The sequence below is a fragment of the Streptomyces sp. NPDC044704 genome (assembly GCF_056433525.1).
The window spans coordinates 1-4700 of the sequence record NZ_JBWKGY010000043.1 but is presented as its reverse complement, the minus strand read 5'-3'; the positions used below and the strand labels follow the sequence as shown (position 1 = coordinate 4700).

The following is a 4700-nucleotide window of genomic DNA, read 5'->3' as shown; positions in this document are numbered from 1 at the left end:
CCGAAGTGGACGGGGTATCAACTTCTGGCGTTGATTTTTGGCACGCTGTTGAGTTCTCAAGGAACGGACGCTTCCTTTGTACTCACCCTCGCGGGCTTTCCTCCGGGCTTTCGTTCTGTGTTCTTGCGTTTCCGACTCTATCAGACTCTTTCGGGCCCGATTTCCTCGGTGCTTTCCAGGTCCTACGCTTTCGCGCTTTTCCTTTCCGGCGGTTCCGACTCTATCAGAGATTTTCCACCGGATTTCCCGGCTTCAACGTTCTCGAATGAAGAGTCGAAGACACCCCACATGGATTTGAATCCTTGAGGGGTGGGGTGCTGCCGAACCTGTCCGGTTCGAGGCAACCGTTTAACTCTACAACCCTCCCCGGGGAGAGTCAAAATCGGGCTGCCCACCTGGGGAGGGGTGCGAGTAGACAGCCGCGGTGGCTTCCACCACGTCACTCCGTGACGGTGGGCGGCGCCGTCAGGAACGGCCGCACCTCCAGCCACTCGTGGATGGGCTCGCCTCCTGCTCCCGGGGCGGCGGAGAGTTCCCCGGCCAGTTCGACGGCGCGTTCGTGGCTGTCGACGTCGATGATCATCCAGCCGGCGATGAGGTCCTTGGTCTCCGCGAACGGTCCGTCGGTGACGGGCGGGCGCCCCTCGCCGTCGTAGCGGACCCACGCGCCCTCGGGGGCGAGGGCCTGGCCGTCGACGAACTCGCCGGTCTGCTCCAGCCGGGCCGCGAAGTCGTGCATGTACCGCACGTGCGCCGTGATCTCCTCCGGACTCCACCGGTCCATCGGCACGTCGTTGACCGCGGCCGGCGCACCCCGGTAGTGCTTCAGCAACAGGTACTTCGCCATCGTGCTCCTCCTCATCGCCCCTGCGACCCCTTACGGTCGCCTTCACCCCGGGGACGGAGCCGGACGCGGGTTCTCGACATCCCCGGGCCGACTTCCTTTCGCACCCTCGAGGAGCCGGCCTGCACGCGGCACAGCCGGCGCCGCGGCTCGGTTCCACGGATCAGGCATGGGGCCAAGCGCCCAGTGCCCGGTCCAGCCCTTCGCTCTGGTCGCGCGTGATCCCCTGGACGAGGGAAAGTGATCCTGACCTCCGGACAAGGGAGTCGCAGTGGTCAGCGCCCATCCGGCCGGCTCGCACAGCGGGTGCTCCTGGAGCAGGTCCTGCGCCAGCCGCGGAGCGTCAGCTTCGGTGAAGCCCACCCGGAGGAGAGCGCACCACCGACCAGCGCGGCAACCTCCGCGGCCAGCAGTGCGTCCAGCGCTTGGACTCCAACGTGAGGTCCCTCCAGGACAGGCCAGGGCTGACCTGCTGCCCGCCGTGGGTGGCCAGCTGACCGAGCCGATCCCCTTCGGGGTGGGAGACGTAGTACTCCGTGCCCTCGTCTCCGACGAAGTCGCGGCCACGACAACCGCCGGGTGTCCCCCGCCGAAGGGGAACCCTGAAGACCGACCACTGCTCCGCGTCGCTCAGGGCCCCGTACGCCGCGTCCGTGTCGGCCTCAGGCAGACGGCCCAGAACCCCGGCAGGACCAGCAGCCCATCCCGGCCAGCAGTAGATCGCTGGTCGTACGAGGGCTGGAGGAATCCGCGTCCGAGGGATCCGCACCAGCCACCACGCCACCTCCAACACCGCCCCGTGCCCGTTGTCCCGACGGCTGTTGCTGCCCGCTGCCTGGAACGGGCCCGAAGCCGAAGCCAGCAGACGGGCCTGCCGGATCCCCGACACCGTCCCACCGCCACCCCAATCGGCAGTAGGCCCTGTACAGGCTCCACGAGCTCGACGGCAACGGGTTGCGGCCTACACAAGGGCACGAAAGCAGCGATCGCCGGACGTCCACCGGTCTGCACCTCCACGCCACCCTCGTCACCGCCGCCCACCCGCCCCTGACCGAACAACGAAGGAGTCGCGGGCCTCCATCCATATGGTGAGGTCACGGGCGGTCTGGCCGATGCTGGTCTCGGTGGCGACGTCGTGTTCGCGGCGGGTGGTGTCGCGGCGGACGACCTCATAGCCGCCTTCTCCAGGACCGCGACCGAGGTGAACCAGGCCAGGTCGTCCCCGTCGGGCGCCGTTGCGGTCATCGATGTCTCTCCTCAACCCGCTGGTCTGATCCCGGCCGGAATCACATGCGGACCCGACACTCCGGCAGGTCATAGCCATGCGTTGATCGCGGCGGTGAGGAATCGAGGACCGTCCGCCGGCCGTGCCCCGTCGTTTGTGGTGGCCTACCTCATCAGCAGATTCCGGGATCGTGCAGCGGATTCCGCGCCGACGCAGATAGGCACGGTTCGCGCGCGACGAATACGCCTAACGGGAGACGAACCCGGGCCTGAGAGCCCTGTTGACAAGACGAGGCCGGCTCGCGCCCAGCGGTCCGGGCCGGAGTGCTCGGAATCAAGTGCGGTTCTGGGCTGGCCCGCAATGGCCGCTCATAGCTCCGGGAACGGTGGGGCGTCGTCCATCACCTGCAGCAACTTTCGAGCAGGCATCGCCAGCTCCGGCCGCACGGAGGAGGCGACACCCTCGATGATTGACCGGCCTGCGTACACGGCAGCCCTTGCAGCCGCCTCCCAGCCTGTTTGCTGCTGATAGCTCGCGTCGTGCTTGCGATCCTGGGTCGATGCAGCAGCGGAGTGCCACTGCTCGGACCGGTAGATGCTCCCCAGCAGGTCCAACAACTCGGCTTTGCAGGCCGCCTGCGGGGACCCTGCCAGTTCGAGAAGGAACGGGACCGTGGGAGCTGTCACCTCGCCGACGACGAACCCCAGCGCACAGACGGCGTCGCCCAGGTCATCGATGGCGATGCGAGCCGTGTCCTCATCGCCATAGGCGATCCGGGACAGCAGAGGAGGGATACCGCCGGCCGCAACCCCCGTCGCATCGCGCAGTTCTCCCCAGCGGACCCCAGAGACGCTCCCCAACAGACTTCCCACACCCTGCTCCTCAATAACCTCGTGCCGGTCCGGCGGTGCCATAGACAGGGTGCAGCCGCGGGTGATGGTGAGACCCCGACCAGGGGCCTGTGACGGAGTGGCGGAGCGGGGCCCGGCGTTGCGCCATGATCTTGGTGCGACTGGAGTGATCACGGCGTCGGCCCCGTCCTGGATGGCCCCGTTCACCGGGCTGAGCCCACGCTGCTTTGGCAAGCTGGTGACCGCACTGCGCCAAGACGGAGCCGCGGAAGTACGACGGGGTCGGCCGTGGGGGCTGCCGCTGGAAAATCGGGTCCTGCTGATCACGACGTACTGGAGCACGAACGTGACGCTGCGCCAGCTTGCCCCGCTCTTTGGGAGTCTGCGGCCGACCGCGTCATCAGACACCTCGGCCCCCTGCTCGCGCTCGGGGACGGAACCCTGGTCCCCACGCGCGACCACATGGTGGCCGAGCAGTCGAAGAACTACCGCTACTTTCTCCGCGACTGCCGATTGAAGGGCGATGGAGTCCGCCACGCGATGAGCAGCATCGCCCGGCTGCACAACCTCACCCTCGTCGGGTAGACAAGCAAGCCGAACACCGGCCAGCCACGCCCGCACCAACCCGAAGATCCTTTACGGGACAACCCTCAGGCGAGTTCCTTCCGCATCAACGTGCACACCGTCTCGTAGCGGCGCAACGTTCCGTCGGGGGTCTGCTCGTGCCACGAATCCGGCTGGCGGTCGTATGCCACGTATCCGAGCCGTTCGTACAGTGCACGTGCCCGGGGGTTGCCTTCCTCCACACTCAGCTCGGCCCGCCGCAGGCCGCGGTTCCTGATCCGCAGTTCTGCGGCTTCGACGAGGAAGGTGCCGATCCCGCACGATTGCAGTGCGGGGTGGACGGCCAGCTGCCACAACGTGCCGGCGCCTTCCCTCACCTGGTAGTCGACGCCGCCCTTCGCCACGGGGATGTCGGCCGGCGAACAGACCGCGAGGTAGTCGACCTCGCCGATCCGCGCCCGTTCCAGCTGCTCGGCTACGCCGGCCAGATGGTGTTCAGACCCTGCCCACCCGCATGACGCCAGGTCCGCATGCACCAAGTCGCGGGCTGACAGCTTCAACAAGACGTCGGTCATCTCGAGTACCTCCGGTGAGCCAGCATCCACCCCGGCCCCGCGGCAGCACAAAGACGTTTTCGCGCCCCCGCACTGTCACCCTGACTCATCGTCATACTCCTTAACCCGCACCCGCGTTCGCGGTACTACGGCTCCGCGTTTCCAGATGGCGAGACTCCCGCAGCAGTCGTACGAAGCTGAGGCCCGGGCGGGAGTCCAGTCGGAGTTCCGCGACGGGGAGGAAGCCCGTGCGGGCGAGTACGGCTCGGGCGGCGGCGTTGTCGGGTGTCGCGACGGCCCTGAGGATGGTCAGACCGTACTCCGCGCCGGCCAGCCCGCAGGCTTCGCGGACCGCGGCGGTGGCAAGCCCCCACCCGGTGGCCCGCTCGGCGATGCGGTAGCCGAGTTCGGCCATCAGCTCGCGGTGGCAGGAGGCGAAGCCTGCGAAGTAGGCCCGGTCCTCTCGTTCGGACTCGAGTAGGGCCAGCGCGTGGTCGGAGCGGAGCAATTGGAGCCGGGGCTGCGACTGGGACAGGGCCCGATGTGAGGCGGGAGGAGCCGGTTCCATCCGGGCCGTAAACGCAGAAAAGCCCCGCACCATAAGGTGCGGGGCTTTCCCACAATGATTGTTCGGCGGCGTCCTACTCTCCCACAGGGTCCCC

Annotated in this window: 5 protein-coding genes and 2 pseudogenes; 2 read left to right on the top strand and 5 right to left on the bottom strand. The window is 67.5% G+C overall.

The annotated features are described in order from the left end of the window. Positions 1-306: hypothetical protein (locus AC07B0_RS40240; protein ID WP_478900588.1), on the top strand; the 306-nt coding region annotated here is incomplete at its 5' end. Positions 307-439: 133 nt separating this feature from the next. Here the strand turns inward: AC07B0_RS40240 and AC07B0_RS40235 are convergent. The 3 genes and pseudogenes from AC07B0_RS40235 to AC07B0_RS40225 all read right to left on the bottom strand — a co-directional run bounded on the left by AC07B0_RS40235 (position 440) and on the right by AC07B0_RS40225 (position 2941). Then, positions 440-847, bottom strand: a complete 408-nt coding sequence (locus tag AC07B0_RS40235) for a YciI family protein (RefSeq protein WP_478900586.1) — start codon at positions 845-847, stop codon at positions 440-442. Positions 848-1871: 1024 nt separating this feature from the next. After that, positions 1872-2074, bottom strand: a pseudogene (locus AC07B0_RS40230) (hypothetical protein); the annotation flags it as partial. Between the two features lie 363 nt (positions 2075-2437). Continuing rightward, positions 2438-2941, bottom strand: coding sequence for a hypothetical protein (locus AC07B0_RS40225; protein ID WP_478900585.1), 504 nt, complete (start codon positions 2939-2941; stop codon positions 2438-2440). 172 nt (positions 2942-3113) lie between these two features. Between AC07B0_RS40225 and AC07B0_RS40220 the strand changes: the two are divergent. After that, a pseudogene (locus AC07B0_RS40220) lies at positions 3114-3415 on the top strand (helix-turn-helix domain-containing protein); the annotation flags it as partial. A 155-nt stretch (positions 3416-3570) separates the two neighbouring features. Here AC07B0_RS40220 and AC07B0_RS40215 read toward each other — a convergent pair. Both AC07B0_RS40215 and AC07B0_RS40210 read right to left on the bottom strand, forming a co-directional pair. Beyond that, positions 3571-4059 (bottom strand): GNAT family N-acetyltransferase, encoded by a 489-nt coding sequence (locus AC07B0_RS40215; RefSeq protein WP_478900584.1) that lies wholly within the window; start codon positions 4057-4059, stop codon positions 3571-3573. A gap of 100 nt (positions 4060-4159) precedes the next feature. Beyond that, positions 4160-4606, bottom strand: a complete 447-nt coding sequence (locus AC07B0_RS40210) for a GNAT family N-acetyltransferase (protein WP_478900582.1) — start codon at positions 4604-4606, stop codon at positions 4160-4162. Positions 4607-4700 lie beyond the last annotated feature (94 nt).